The following is a 13,366-nucleotide window of genomic DNA, read 5'->3' as shown; positions in this document are numbered from 1 at the left end:
GCACAAGGAACCCGATGCCCACTCGACCCAGCACAGCCCCCATTCCACTGACAGTGGACCCCGAGACACTGACACGCATCGCGCATGGCACCCACCATGCGCCGCACAGTGTCCTCGGGCCCCACGTCCACACCCCGGAACGGACAACCAGCACCCAATGGGCGACAGTGCGCGTCTCCCGCCCCCTCGCCGTCAGCGTCACCCTCAAAACCCCGCGTGACACCTACCCCATGACCCATGAACTCGAAGGAGTCTGGGTCGCGGTCATCCCCGCACCAGGTGGCACAGCACCGGAATACGTCGTCACCACGGACTACGGCAGCGGCGAACACACCATTGACGACGCATACCGGTACCTACCCACCGTCACCGAGTTCGACCAACACCTCATCCGAGAAGGCCGCCACGAACAACTCTGGACAGTACTGGGCGCAAACGCACGCCACTACCGCACAGGATTTGGTGAAGTAACCGGGACCTCCTTCGCCGTGTGGGCACCAACAGCACGCGCCGTACGAGTCATCGGTGACTTCAACGGGTGGGATGGCCGCTCACACGCCATGCGCAGCCTCGGAAGCTCAGGCGTGTGGGAACTATTCCTGCCCGGAGTCGGTGAAGGAAGCGTCTACAAATACGAAATCCACACCGCTGATGACACCTGGGTTCGCCGCGCCGACCCCATGGCACGCGCCACAGAAGTACCACCCGCCACAGCAAGCATCGTGAACTACGGGGATTACACCTGGCAAGACACCAGTTGGATGGCAGGGCGCGCCCACACAGACCCCCACACCCAGCCGATGTCCGTGTACGAGGTCCACCTCGGCTCATGGCGCCAAGGGCTCAGCTACGAACAAGCAGCCATAGAACTAGTGGCACACGTCAAAGACATGGGCTTCACCCACGTCGAGTTCCTCCCCGTTGCGGAACACCCCTTCGGCGGGTCATGGGGCTACCAAGTCACCTCGTACTACGCCCCCACCTCACGATTCGGTTCACCCGCCCAATTCAAACACCTCGTTGACGCACTACACCAAGCAGGAATCGGGGTCATCCTCGACTGGGTACCCGCACACTTCCCCAAAGACGAATGGGCTCTAGCCCGATTCGACGGAACCTGCCTCTACGAACACCCCAACCCACAACTAGGCGAGCACCCCGACTGGGGCACACTCATCTTCAACTATGGCCGCAACGAAGTACGGAACTTCCTCGTCGCCAATGCAAGTTTCTGGTTGGAAGAGTTCCACATCGATGCCCTGCGTGTTGATGCCGTGGCATCCATGCTCTACCTGGACTACTCACGCAACGACGGAGAATGGCAACCCAACCGCCACGGTGGGCGGGAAAACCTTGAAGCAATTGCGTTCCTCCAAGAAGCGAACGCCACAGCATACCGGCGAAACCCCGGCATCATGATGATCGCCGAAGAATCCACAGCATTCCCCGGTGTCACCGCACCCACCCACGGCGGCGGGCTCGGCTTCGGATTGAAATGGAACATGGGGTGGATGAACGACACCTTGCGGTACATCCAAGAAGAACCCGTAAACCGCCACTGGCACCATGGCACCTTGACCCACACCATCAACTACGCATTCTCTGAGCAATACCTGCTACCGATCTCCCACGACGAAGTTGTGCACGGCAAAGGGTCGATCTTTGGAAAAATGCCAGGTGACGAGTGGCAAAAATTTGCCGGAGTGCGATCCTTGTACGCCTACCAGTGGGCGCACCCAGGCAAACAACTCCTGTTCATGGGATGCGAATTCGCCCAGCGCGGCGAATGGCGTGAAGCTGGCTCCCTCGAATGGGGATCACTGAACGACCCACACCACAGTGGTGTGCGTGACCTCGTGCGAGACCTCAACGAGGTGTACCGAACACAACCGGCACTATGGGAGTTGGACTTCAGCCCAGAAGGCTTCAACTGGCTGGAATACCGCGACTCAGACCACAACACAGTCTCCTTGGTGCGGCATTCAGCGAACTTCCCCGCAGTTGTTGTTGTGGCGAACTTTGCGGGAGTCCCCCACGAAGAGTTCCGTGTACCCCTGCCACACGGCGGGCAATGGCGCGAAATTTTGAACACGGATGCTGCCACCTATGGTGGATCCGGCGTCACCAACACAGCACCAATCACCGCTGAAGATCACCCCTGGGGCGACGGCGCACAACACTCCGCTGTCCTGCGTGTTCCACCTCTTGGTGTGCAGTACCTTGTGCCAGTCACCGGTCGCTAAGGTACCTGTCATGTGACATTCAACCGGTGAACTGAGGAAGATAAGCAATGGGGTGGGTCCCTCTTCGAAGAGGGACCCACCCTATTGCGTACTACAGCGCGGACAGCGGATTTATCGCTTCACACAGACACTCATGAACACCGTTCAGTGCCTGCTGGGTGAATCACTTTAGAACAGAGCTGACGCCAAACGACGACGTGCAGGAGCAACCCGGGCATCGTCTGAACCGAGAATCTCAAAGTAGTCCACCAGGCGTTTGCGAACATCTTCGCGATCCTCGGCAAAGACCTGAGGAACCAAAGAGATCAGACGGTCCAAAGCGTCTTCTACTTTCCCGCCCATCATGTCAAGATCCGCAACAGCAAGCTGTGCCTCGACGTTCAACGGTTCGCGCGCAGCAGTATCACGAACTACGCCAAGATCCGCATCGGCAGTGCGTTGAAGCAGCCCCACTTGGGCAAGACCAGCTGAAGCCATCGCATCACTTGGGTCTTGTTTTACCGCCTTCGTGTACGCAGCGATCGCAGCATCAAAGTCATTACGTTCAATCGCGTCATACGCTTCTTGGTGCAATGGCGGCAGTTCTGGTTCCTGTGGTTCCTGGGTCTCTTGCGCCTCTTGAGGTTCTGCTGGCGCTAACACCCCAGTCACACCGTTCGCTTCAGCAGCCTGGAGGAACTGGTCAATAACCCCAATAACTGTTCCATGATCGTGGTTTCCGACAAACAGAGGAACCGGTTGACCAGCAATCAACCCAACGACTGCAGGGACATCTTGGATTTGGAAAGCCGCCGCGATACGTGGCCACGCTTGGACATCCACCCGGCCCAGGAGGAACTTGCCGTTCATTCCGTCAGTAATCTGGCTCAGCGTTGATGCCAGGTCTACACAGTTTTGGTCTCCTGGCGCCCACAGCAAGACCAGGACGGGAACCTCAGTGGACTGCTGAACGGCGGATGAGAAACTCTCCTCCGTCAAGTCCACGACAAAACCACCAGCCGCAGGAGCTTGCCCCTGGGTAGGTGCCGTAGAAGCTACGGGGGCGGCCAGTGATGACAGATCCACGGCACCGCGGACACTCAACGGAAACTGCGCCGATTCACTCATGTCAGTGTTCTCCTGTCTCAGGGATAGAACGGGGACGAGGCGCAAGCACTACGCTTGCGCCTCACAACACCCCAGATATGTCAGATTAATCAGGGACTGAAGCGCCTGTCGTTTTCAACAGACGGCCAAGAGCCTGCGGTTTGACCGCCTGCTCCTTCGGCGGCACATAAATCCCGACGATAGCCGTTCTCTTCACGGTCAATGCGTTGGATGCCTTGGTGCCCTTTTTCAAGAACGCCTTCTCCATCGCCGATGGAGTGACAATCGCACCGCTTTCGCCCTTGAGAGTGCCCGACAGGTTCAGCGATGTCACGATAACAGCGCCACCATCAATAGTTTTCAAGGCGTGCCAGTCACCAGAGGGTTTAATGGTTTCTTTGTACGTTCCCTCGACCTGTTTGGCAGCATCTTTCATGTATTTGCGCAGATCGGAGATCTCATCAACGAATGTGTCATTCTCCGTTTCAAAGACCTCTTTAGCGTCACCAGCAGGCTTCTTCAACAAACTGACGTACTGGTCGATAGCTTCTTCGGGTGACACCTGAAGAGTTTCGTCAAGATCAGAGATTTCCTGGGTTCCAACACCGCTGGCAGCAAACGTGGGCACCGTGATGCCGGGGAACAGCGCGAACCAGCCCCATAATTCATAGTTTGTTTGGGCTGATTCCTGCGTGTAAATGACGAATCGTTCAGCTTCGAGGTTTTGCGGGCGCTCGGAAACACCAAAAACAGTACGCGGCCACGTTTGTCGTGTTGTCATGAAGATTGATTGCATGGTTGACGGGAGTTCCGTCAAACTGTCGTCACTCTTCTGCGCTTTCGCGATTTTGTATTCAGCTTCACGGATCGTTAAAGCCGGACCGGTCACTCGATCTTCCAAAGCATCAGGGTCTTTTTCTGCGTCTGCTGCACCGAGGCTTTCACCGACCGTCTGGGCGATCGATGCCATTTGGTTTTCCGTCAGGACAGGGAACTCTGCTTCAACGAGCTCTTGATCCACCTCTAACGGGGGCAACTCTGGGGTACACGCGGTGAGCAACGCTAAGGCAAGAATTGCAGCGGTGGATCGAATGAGGGCAGGGCGTGGGTTTTTCATCGTGGCATTAATCCTTACGCTTGCCGGTTCTTGTCATTGTCCATTTTTGCGGCAGCTTCACGGTATGACTGGTACAGCGCCCGTCGCGTGCCGGGGCGTGGTGCATCGTGATCTGTGGGAGCCGCACCTGGTTGCGTGGCAGGTGGTTGAGCGGAAGGTGATTGTTGTGGAGCCTGTTGAGGCTGCTGCTGCTGACGCGGCTGACGCGGGGCCTGGGTTGGTGACTGTGATGGGCGGGGCACTCCCCCAACTCCCTCACTTCGCGGGGTCGGCGTATAAGCAGGTTGCCCTGTGGGACGCTGCTGAGGAGCTGAATCTTGGTGGCGTGCAAGCGCCTCGTCAACAACCGCAGCGTCTTGGTCCGTGTGTGAATACTGCCCCGGACGCATTCTGGTGTCGGGAGTGGGGGTCGCTTCGTGGGAGAGACCCCACGCAGCTCGCCAACTCGATGCCGATGCTTGTGAATCTCGTGGCAACCACGACTCTCCGCCCGCAGGTTGTTGGCCTGGGACGGTAGGAATACCTGACGTCTTCGGCCTGCGCTGCTTTTCAGTGAGTTCGCGAAGTTCTTTGCGGGTGAAGCCGATTGCTTGAAGCGTTCCTGTGTCCAACATGGCGGCTGCCTCTGGTGTTAACCCGTAAGGCAAGCCGGTGTTTGAGCCGTCACGGGGATTTTCGACGGGACGCGCTTGCGGAGCACCTGGGAACGGGGAGGATTGCCCTCCCCCAACGGTTGGCATTTGTCCCGTTCTAGCGGAAATGCCAGCTGCTGTGTTCATGGCTGACTCTGCCGCAGATGGTGCACCGAACTGTTGTCGCTGCCCTCCAGCTGCACTGGCAACCGAAGGTGCTGAGTGTGAACTCATCGACGAGGTGGCACTAGGCATCGACCGGGATGATGCCGCTGAAACCTGCGAGACTCCTGCCCCCGCTTGCGGCTGTGGCGCGAAGTCAGCACTGCGCGAACCCGGGGCAGTGGGGGTTTTCGTTGTTGGAACATCCCAGGGCGCTGGTTGCTGGCCCGGCGCTGCTGACGTTGCGCTCTTGGCTGAGGCGCGTGCCGCGCTACGCCCTGAACGACGCGCTGCTGAACGAGATGCACCTGCGGTAGCTTCCGCTCCCTGTGGAGCAACGCTACGCACTGAGCGAGCGGAACGGCCAGTGCTGGGGGCTACAGCTTCAACTGATTGAGATTTGCGCGGGCGCGAAACGACAACGAGGAGCAGCAGGCCAAGCACTGCAAGGACACCACCGCCAACGATCCCTGGCACAAGAAGAGGAGTTGTCACCTCACGCTGCCACGTCATGGACAACTCAGGAGCCGCATCGCCATCACTGCCTGCGAGAACAACAATGGGGTCCTCGACTGAGGTCAATTGAACTTGCACTTGACCAGCGCCAGATACGGACTCAAACCACATGTCCGATGATGTCAATGCCGGGCCTGTGTCTTGCTCAGCCTCCTCCGCTGAGTCCTCACTCGCCTGCTCATCATCTGCGGGCTCAGCGTCTTCAGCCGCCTCACCATCAGCATTTTCGCCGTCCGCAGCAGGCTCTTCCTCCACCGGCTCAACCAGACGCGTGGTCAAAGACTCCCACGAGGCAACACCGCTGACTTCCTGGTATGACGTGTCAGCGAGCCAACCGCGAGCATCATTGACCCGGGCCACAACCAGGGTCACCTCTGCTTCACCACCGGCACGAGCCACGATGGTGACATCGTCACTGACCTGCCCCAAGACACCGGGTGCGGTCATGACGTAGCGAGCCTCCGAGGTACTCGGGGCTGTGAGTGTGACAACCTCATCAGGCTTCCACACTGTGCCGGAAGCGACACCGAGACCGGCGATCACTACACCGACGACAATAAGAAAGAGAGGTAAGAACTTCTTGCGCAATGGATTGCCCCTTCGAGACGACCACCCCAGACTACCGGGCACGTCAGGGGTATGACCAAGCCAACCACGACCTGCACAACCTTGCCTACACCTCTTCACGACTATTCGCTACACGCAAAAACTCGGCATATGGTTGTGTTCTAGATCACTAGAAACGCGCGGTCGGCCGTGACACAGCGCCGTTTCCTCTTCTCCTCTCTAGAATAGATCACGCACCACACGGAGAGATCATGAGCCTGGAGGCTAGAAGTGGCTGAAGACCGTCCCACATTCCCCATCGCGATGCGCGGCTACGACCGCACACAGGTCGACGGCCGGATACGTGCGCTTGAACAGACCATTGAGCAAACACAGGCTCAGGCACAACAACTCCACGAGGAAGCTGCCGGCGTTCGCGCGCGCAACGAGCAACTCCAACAACAGTTGAACGACCTCACCCAGCAACTTAACGAGACAGAACGCCCTTCATACTCGGGCCTGGGGTCGCGCATCGAACAGTTGATGCGCTCCGCTGAAGAGCAATCCAGCGACATCCTCACCCAAGCTGAAACCCACGCCCACGACGTCACATCACGGGCCGAAGCCGCTGCACATCAGATGCGTTCACGCGCCGAAAGCGAAGCGGCGGAAGTCCTCACCGCTGCCCGCCGTGAAGCAGAAGAAGTTCGCCGCTCCGCGCATAACGCCGCAGAAAGCTCTCTTACATCTGCCGAGCGACGCGCCGAAGAACTCGTGGGCTCCGCGGAACGCGAAGCCCAACGCATCTCCACGTCAATCGCGACCGAAGAAACAGACCGCCGAACATCATTGGAACGCGAACTCGGCACCCTGCGCGCAACAACTCAGCGCGAAATCACCGAATACCGGGTCTCTTCAGAACGCGACATTGAGGAAATGCGGGCACACGCCATTGAAGAAACCACGGCACTGCGTGAAGAAACCCAAATTTACGTATCAAACCTACGGTCGTCCGCTGAAGCCGAAACAACTGCGCTGCGTCACAGAACAGATGCAGAAACAGCCCAGCTGCGGTCAAGCACCGAAGAATACGTCGCTCAACTGCGATCGACCACCGAACGTGAAACCACAGAACTTCGCCAAACCACGGAAAATGACGTAGCTCAGCTGCGCGCAATGATCCAACGCGAAGTCGACGAGCGTCGCACCGAACTTGACCGTGAACTCGGCGAACTACGACAAGCAACCGAACGTGAAATCGCTCAATACCGGCAAGCACAAGAACAAGAAATTGCCGAACAACGCCAAATCATTGAGCAAGAACTAGGCGAACTGCGTACACACACCACACGTGAAGCGAACGAAGCATTGGAAAATGCGCGCCGCGAAGCAGCACACCTGACAGAAACAGCCACTCGCGAAACCGCTGAAATCCGCGATCAAGTAACCCGTGAAACGGCTGAGATGCGCTCTGCCACGGAACGAGACATCCAAGAAGCACGCGAACAGACTCGCCTAGAAATTGAACGAGTCATCTCTGAAGCGCACCGCACAGCACAAGAAACACTGAACGCGGCACGCACCGAAGCCACCGCCATGCTCGATGACGCACGCAAGTCACTCGCGCAAGCAGAACTTGACATTGCGCAACGCCACGAAGAAGCGCAACTGGCCGACTCCCAACTTCACGCACGTACCAAGGGAGAAACCGACCGGCTCATCGCCGACGCGGAACACCACGCAGCTGAAGCGGAAAAGCGCGCAGCCGAGGCGCTGGCAACCTTTGAAAAGATTCGCCGCGACAGTGATTCCTACGCGAAGGACACCACAGATGGTGCCCGCCTGAGTGCGGAAAATATTGTTGCCGATGCCCGCGACCAAGCCGATGACATTGTTCTCGATGCTCAGCGCGCCGCAGAGCGCACAACCGCCACTGCCCGCCGCCAAGTGGAAGACTTGGCGCGGCAAAAGGAATCCATCACCACGTACCTTGATGAGTTGCGTTCCATCTTGGCTGCCGAAACTGTGCCTTCCCAAGCGACACTGGAAAAGGTTGCAGTTGTGGAAGAAAACTTCCAGGCCGCAGAAGAGCAACGCGCCGCAGAACTGCACGCAGACCTTGCAGACAATGGTCTTAACGCCACCTACGCTGCACCAAGCGAGGGCGTGAGCAGCGCCCATGACGAACAGGTCACGACAACCGACACCCACGTTGATGACGTTGACCTTGACGACACCGACGACACCGACGACACCGACAGCGTCCAGGGCATGGAAGTTAGTGACGACGTGCAAGAACGTGACGACGCCGCCGAGGCCCAGGGACCACACACCATTGATCACGCTGAGGCGAACGACAACGCGGATCACGACGTGGAAACACGCGCCATTGACGTCGTTGACACCAGCAGTGCCCACACCACCGACAGCGCCGACAGCACTGACAAAGACGATGTAGATGGTACTGCCGCTCTCGAGAACAGCGACCGGGAAGACGCAGGTGACCTCGAGGACGCAGACGATGACATGGACGAGGATGACTCGGACATCGAACTCGATCAAGACCCGCGCAACGCCCCCACCAACCCCGCACTAGACGCACAAGAAGAAGCAGAAGACGCCGAACTCGTCGAGGACATTCTCGACGAAGAGAAAGAAGTAGGGCCCAGCACGCCGGGCTACCAAACACCGGCCCAAGCTGCCCGCAAGGCGGCATCCGGGCGCCCTGCCCCCATGTCCGCAGCCAATGGTTTCTCAGCAGTCCCCATGCCACCACACAAAGCATCGTCAACTGATTCAAGCGAATCCGCGAACAGCGCTGACGGCGCAGAAGGCACTGACTCCGTGAATGGTTCTGCAGCGACAAAGAAATCAGGGCGGTAAAACCACAGTGAGTGACACAGCCTGGCGGGACCAAAAGACAGCAAATGCTCAGCACCTCGACGCCGAACTCCAACGCCGCCGAGCCAAAGAGTCAGCGCAAGCACGCGAACTCATCGCTCAGTATCTGCCGAAACTTCAGTCTCATGGTCCCGCCGCTGTGCCACTCACCGCCCGGGCATACTCTGGATCCACCACCTACCGCACCGGTTTAACCGGCTGGTATCTCAAACAAAATCGCAGTGTCGCCATTGACACCGCCGGTAACTTTTACGTTCTGAGTACCCAGGGGTCACTGCGAGAACGCTTCACAGGCGTCACCATCACACCCAGCGATCCCCCACTAGTCCTTGGGTTAGGCGGGCGTGATGGTGAATCCCTTGACCTGCGTGAAGCATTGGACCGGGTTGTGAACTCAACCCACTCGGGCTAGCAGGTCACTGAGGGCTTTCCCCACGGCTGCTGGTTGCTCAACAGGTGTCATATGCCCTGCGTGAGGAACAACCGTCATGATGCTGTTCGGCAAGGCGCCGTGAATGACTTTCATGGCTGCGGGGTCAGCTTGGGCGTCGTTCTCCCCCACAATGACAGCAGCCGGGCCGTGATAACTGCGGAGCACACCGACAGAATCTTCTCGCGCTGCCATAGCGCGCTGACTCCACGCAACGCCGTCAGGGCGTTGTTCGGAAATCCACTGGCTCATCAGGCGGATCTCTTCGTCTCGCGCAGCAAGGTCTGGTTCACTCAGTGTCGCGGTTGCCATTCCCGCCACAGGGTCAACTGACTGTTGTTCCACAACCTGCGCCGCAATGGTGAGGCGCTTCTCCCGAGCTTCTGGGGCATCGGCATTAGCGCGAGTGTCCAAGAACGCTGCACCGTCAATAGGGTGGTTTTGTTCGCGCAGTAACGCCATCAACACGTAACCGCCCATCGAGAGCCCAGCCACGACAACAGGGCCACCGCCTAAACCTTCAAGAACATCGGCGACTGCTTGCGCGGAGTGCTTCAACGATGGTTCCGTTGGGAGGACGTCGCGTGAACCACCCATCCCGGGCAGATCAACCCCAAGTACAGTCCATTGAGGGGGAAGGTAGGGAACGCAGGACTGCCACATGCGGCTGTCCACAGGGAAACCGTGCAGCAGAACGAGCGAACCCGCGGTGCCTTGTTGGAAGGTGTGAGTGTGTAGCGCTTGGGATGTCGAGTCAGAGCGAGTAGTCATACTTTGTGCCTCCTGTTGGCAATGAACGTCGCAATAAACTACGGGCCGATGCCAGCCCAACTATTCCTGCATGTCCCAGCAGTGAGTGTGCCAGTGGCGGCGCGCATCGAGCGCAGCTTGGGGGCCAAACAGGGATTCGTTGGCCCACGCCACAATGTGACTGGTCCACGCTGGAACTACCCGGTGGCATCCTGGGCACACGTATTCCTTGTCGTTGCCACGCACTGGCTGAACTGTCCAGTCGTCGCCACGCCGGGTTACCGTTCGCCTTCCACCTGATACACGGTCAAGGTTGAGCGCCTGGTGCGGTGCGTTGTACGGGCGCTTTCCTGAGCGGCGGGAAGAGGGCATGCATCCATTGTGCCGCGCGGTGCGGGGATGTGCGAACCTGTACGGTTCGTGGCGCTCAATAACGTGGCCGGGCCCTTCTTCCCAGCCCCTGACACAGCAAACACTCAGTTAGGAGCGTTAGAGTGAGTTTCGAACATATCTATTCCCACCTTGGTAACAAAGGACAACCACGTGAAGATTCGCCCTATGCGTTCTTTGGTTGCAGTGGCTATGGCATCAGCTTTGGTGCTGGCTGGCTGCTCCTCTGACGAGAGCACAGATGACCCCACCGACACCCCAACCGCCGGGCAGGAAACCCCTGCAGAGGCTGACACGACTTCCGCAGCTGATGCAGCCGCGTTGGAAGGTGTCACCGTCGAGGTGAAGGACGAGGAGGCACCAACAGTGTCCTTCGATGGTGAACTGTCCTTTGAGGGCAACGCGGCGCTTGCTGTGACACCAGGTGATGGGGACGCAATCGCTGAGGGTGACCTCGTGGCTGTCAACATGTCTGTGTTTGATGGCAGCACCGGTGAAGGAATCCAGTCCACGTACGATGAAGGCAACCCCACGCACTTGCTGATGGACGGGACACAAATCCCTCAAGCATTCGTCAACGCCATGGTAGAAATCGGTGTAGGCGGAACAGCTATCCTTGCGCAACCAGGCACCCCAGCCCAAGAAGCAAGCGACGAGATGCCAGAAATTCCCGCCACCCCTGCATACGTGTACGTGGTCGAAACTGAAGCGAATGTCCCTACCACTGCTCAAGGAAGCGACGTTGAGCAAAGTGATGACTCACTACCTACAGTGACACTCGACGACACCGGCAAGCCATCTGTTGAGATCCCAGACGGGTTCGAGGGCACTGATGACATGCAAGTCATCACCTTGAAAGAGGGTGACGGCGCAGCGGTCGCTGAAACAGACTTCGTGTGGGCACAGTACACCGGCTGGCAGCTTGACGGCACGGAGTTCGACTCCTCATGGAGCCGCGGAATGCCCATGGGCTTCTCCCTCACCCAAGTGATCCCCGGTTGGACTGAAGGGTTGACTGGTGTGAAAGCCGGATCCCAAGTCATGCTGATCATCCCCGGTGACAAGGGCTACGGCGAAGGTGAAGGCCAAAGCGAGTCAGGCCAACCACTGGGTGACTTGATCTTTGTAGTTGACGTCCTCGGCGTGAACTAAAACCACAACCACACAATTGGTGTGATGTTCGCCGGTGGGGAGACTTTCGTTTCCTCACCGGCGTTGTCACACCCTAGGGTATATACATGGCAGAGATTCTCACCGAACACGGTATCCGCGAGGTACTGGAATGGGATGAGTTCGGAGTAGCGGCGCGCGAGTTGGCTCAGCAAGTCGTTGATTCTGGGTTTGTTCCTGATGTTGTTGTCGCGATTGCACGCGGCGGTCTTGTCCCGGGCGGCGCTGTGGCGTACGCGTTGGGCACTAAAGGTGTTGGCACGATGAACATCGAGTTCTACACCGACATTGGTCAAACCCTCACTGACCCTCGGGTTCTTCCTCCACTGATGGACACACAGGAACTACCGGGGCAAAAAGTTTTGGTTGTTGATGATGTGGCGGACTCTGGCCGAACATTGGCTTTGGTCATGGAAATGCTCGCAAAGCAGGGCGCCGATGCGCGTTCCGCCGTGCTGTACACCAAACCACGGTCCATTATTCGCCCCACCTACTCGTGGAAAGACACCGACGAGTGGATCACCTTCCCCTGGTCAGCTCTCCCACCCATCGGCCAGGATCACTCCATCGACGCGTGACACCACCTCGGTGACGTGACACTGGCGTCCGGGGTGCGTAGTCCGGGGTGCGTGGCAGCACTTGGTGAGTGATAGCGCGTTGTGAGAGACAGCAATGGCGGGCAAGCAGTTTCACTGCTTGCCCGCCATTTTCGTTGCAGTCTAGTGCCAGAGTGTTCACGAGGGACGTGATTGCCACGCTGGCAGATCCATTAGGTCTGTCTGGGCCAGCGGCACAAGCCCGCCGTCAAGTCGACGGAGCCTTCCGTGTAACCAGTGCTTGCTCGTGCCAGTAAACCTTGTAGGGTACGCAATCTGTTGGAGTCGTTGTGCAGGGGTGCGTAGTAAGCGTTGCAACAGAAGCGAATCGTGGCTTGTTGAGCTTCTTGTTCGATGGATATTGGCATCAGGAAACAGGAACCGCGTGATCATCGAGCCGACACCGGCAGCCGGGGAACTTCATGAGCGTGACGTCACGATTGGCGAGCAGCCGCAGCACCTCATAATCTGCATGCTTGGATTGTTTCTCTCAGAGTGAAACAATCCAAGCGCAAAACCGGATATGCATCGAGCGTGCACGTCGCCGTGAGCGACACGCTGGGGATTTGAGACGCCCTTACTGTTGAGCGAAAGCATGACAAGGCCTGAGTTTCGTGGTTACTCCTACCCTGCTCAAGTCAATTCCGTACCACTTTCGGTACGGTTTTGACAGCGAACTATTCACCTCATTCGCCGCCGACGTCGAGGTCGTTAATGGTTTGACGGAGCAATCCGAGATGCTCGGCAATGTGGTCAAGGAACTTAGTTGAGGTGAGGAACCACTCAGCGCCTGCACGACGACTGCGTTTTCCGCAATGGTCTACCGG

11 protein-coding genes are annotated in these 13,366 nt (G+C 58.1%); 6 read left to right on the top strand and 5 right to left on the bottom strand.

Features of this window, described 5'->3' with window-relative positions:
- Positions 1 to 14 precede the first annotated feature (14 nt).
- Positions 15 to 2,243 (top strand): 1,4-alpha-glucan branching protein GlgB, encoded by a 2,229-nt coding sequence (gene glgB / locus G538_RS0105350; protein ID WP_029068514.1) that lies wholly within the window; start codon positions 15 to 17, stop codon positions 2,241 to 2,243.
- Between the two features lie 168 nt (positions 2,244 to 2,411).
- Here the strand turns inward: glgB and G538_RS0105345 are convergent, their stop codons facing one another.
- From G538_RS0105345 to G538_RS17245, 3 genes are all read right to left on the bottom strand, one after another.
- Positions 2,412 to 3,350 (bottom strand): tetratricopeptide repeat protein, encoded by a 939-nt coding sequence (locus G538_RS0105345; RefSeq protein WP_029068513.1) that lies wholly within the window; start codon positions 3,348 to 3,350, stop codon positions 2,412 to 2,414.
- 85 nt (positions 3,351 to 3,435) lie between these two features.
- Positions 3,436 to 4,446 (bottom strand): DUF8094 domain-containing protein, encoded by a 1,011-nt coding sequence (locus G538_RS0105340; protein ID WP_029068512.1) that lies wholly within the window; start codon positions 4,444 to 4,446, stop codon positions 3,436 to 3,438.
- 14 nt (positions 4,447 to 4,460) lie between these two features.
- On the bottom strand, positions 4,461 to 6,344 hold the full coding sequence (locus G538_RS17245; RefSeq protein WP_051196592.1) for a hypothetical protein: 1,884 nt from the start codon (positions 6,342 to 6,344) through the stop codon (positions 4,461 to 4,463).
- Between the two features lie 249 nt (positions 6,345 to 6,593).
- On the opposite strand from G538_RS17245, the gene G538_RS15210 reads away from it, so the two are divergent.
- Positions 6,594 to 9,185, top strand: coding sequence for a hypothetical protein (locus G538_RS15210; protein WP_051196591.1), 2,592 nt, complete (start codon positions 6,594 to 6,596; stop codon positions 9,183 to 9,185).
- 7 nt (positions 9,186 to 9,192) lie between these two features.
- Positions 9,193 to 9,615 (top strand): hypothetical protein, encoded by a 423-nt coding sequence (locus tag G538_RS0105325; RefSeq protein WP_029068511.1) that lies wholly within the window; start codon positions 9,193 to 9,195, stop codon positions 9,613 to 9,615.
- On the opposite strand, the gene G538_RS0105320 is transcribed toward G538_RS0105325, so the two are convergent.
- Both G538_RS0105320 and G538_RS0105315 read right to left on the bottom strand, forming a co-directional pair.
- On the bottom strand, positions 9,598 to 10,404 hold the full coding sequence (locus G538_RS0105320) for an alpha/beta fold hydrolase (RefSeq protein WP_029068510.1): 807 nt from the start codon (positions 10,402 to 10,404) through the stop codon (positions 9,598 to 9,600). The two genes, G538_RS0105325 and G538_RS0105320, sit on opposite strands and share 18 nt — an antisense overlap.
- Before the next feature lie 60 nt (positions 10,405 to 10,464).
- On the bottom strand, positions 10,465 to 10,755 hold the full coding sequence (locus G538_RS0105315) for a hypothetical protein (RefSeq protein WP_029068509.1): 291 nt from the start codon (positions 10,753 to 10,755) through the stop codon (positions 10,465 to 10,467).
- 171 nt (positions 10,756 to 10,926) lie between these two features.
- On the opposite strand from G538_RS0105315, the gene G538_RS0105310 reads away from it, so the two are divergent.
- From G538_RS0105310 to G538_RS17950, 3 genes are all read left to right on the top strand, one after another.
- Entirely contained in the window at positions 10,927 to 11,925 is a 999-nt protein-coding gene (locus tag G538_RS0105310; protein ID WP_029068508.1) for an FKBP-type peptidyl-prolyl cis-trans isomerase, read from the top strand.
- A gap of 86 nt (positions 11,926 to 12,011) precedes the next feature.
- Complete coding sequence (locus G538_RS0105305; RefSeq protein WP_029068507.1) at positions 12,012 to 12,521, top strand: phosphoribosyltransferase; 510 nt, start codon at positions 12,012 to 12,014, stop codon at positions 12,519 to 12,521.
- A gap of 632 nt (positions 12,522 to 13,153) precedes the next feature.
- Positions 13,154 to 13,309, top strand: coding sequence for a hypothetical protein (locus tag G538_RS17950; protein WP_157544305.1), 156 nt, complete (start codon positions 13,154 to 13,156; stop codon positions 13,307 to 13,309).
- The last annotated feature ends 57 nt before the right edge of the window (positions 13,310 to 13,366 follow it).

Source organism: Jonesia quinghaiensis DSM 15701 (assembly GCF_000423205.1).
Classification (GTDB): Bacteria; Actinomycetota; Actinomycetes; order Actinomycetales; family Cellulomonadaceae; genus Jonesia; species Jonesia quinghaiensis.
Note: the sequence above shows the minus strand (reverse complement) of the source record. Positions and strands in the feature narration are given on the sequence as shown.

Excerpts from the sequence above, each read along its gene's own strand:
- glgB (WP_029068514.1), top strand. The coding sequence starts at position 15 with ATGCCCACTCGACCCAGCACAGCCCCCATTCCACTGACAGTGGACCCC.
- G538_RS0105345 (WP_029068513.1), bottom strand. The coding sequence starts at position 3,350 with ATGAGTGAATCGGCGCAGTTTCCGTTGAGTGTCCGCGGTGCCGTGGAT.
- G538_RS0105340 (WP_029068512.1), bottom strand. The coding sequence starts at position 4,446 with ATGAAAAACCCACGCCCTGCCCTCATTCGATCCACCGCTGCAATTCTT.
- G538_RS0105320 (WP_029068510.1), bottom strand. The coding sequence starts at position 10,404 with ATGACTACTCGCTCTGACTCGACATCCCAAGCGCTACACACTCACACC.
- G538_RS0105315 (WP_029068509.1), bottom strand. The coding sequence starts at position 10,755 with ATGCCCTCTTCCCGCCGCTCAGGAAAGCGCCCGTACAACGCACCGCAC.
- G538_RS0105305 (WP_029068507.1), top strand. The coding sequence starts at position 12,012 with ATGGCAGAGATTCTCACCGAACACGGTATCCGCGAGGTACTGGAATGG.